Below are 248 nucleotides of genomic sequence, written 5' to 3'. Positions count from 1 at the left end.
ATTCGTGTTCCAGACCCTGGCCAACCGCAAGCCCGACCTGGACGGCGGTGTGTATGCCTATGCCAAGGCAGGCTTCGGCGATTACATGGGTTTCTCATCAGCATGGGGGTACTGGATCAGTGCCTGGATGGGCAATGTCGGCTACTTCGTGCTGCTGTTCAGCACCCTGGGCTTCTACTTTCCAGTATTTGGCCAGGGCAATACGCCGGTTGCCATCGCTTGCGCCTCCGTGCTGCTGTGGGCCGTGC

The 248-nt window shown here is 59.7% G+C and carries 1 protein-coding gene; it reads left to right on the top strand.

Going from position 1 to position 248, the window contains the following annotated elements:
• The coding region (locus J5M56_RS26110; protein ID WP_207938205.1) for an amino acid permease at window positions 1–248 on the top strand (248 nt) is incomplete at both ends.

The organism is Pseudomonas sp. 51_B (assembly GCF_017491595.1).
GTDB lineage: Bacteria > Pseudomonadota > Gammaproteobacteria > Pseudomonadales > Pseudomonadaceae > Aquipseudomonas > Aquipseudomonas promysalinigenes.
This window is presented reverse-complemented; position numbering and strand designations above follow the sequence as displayed.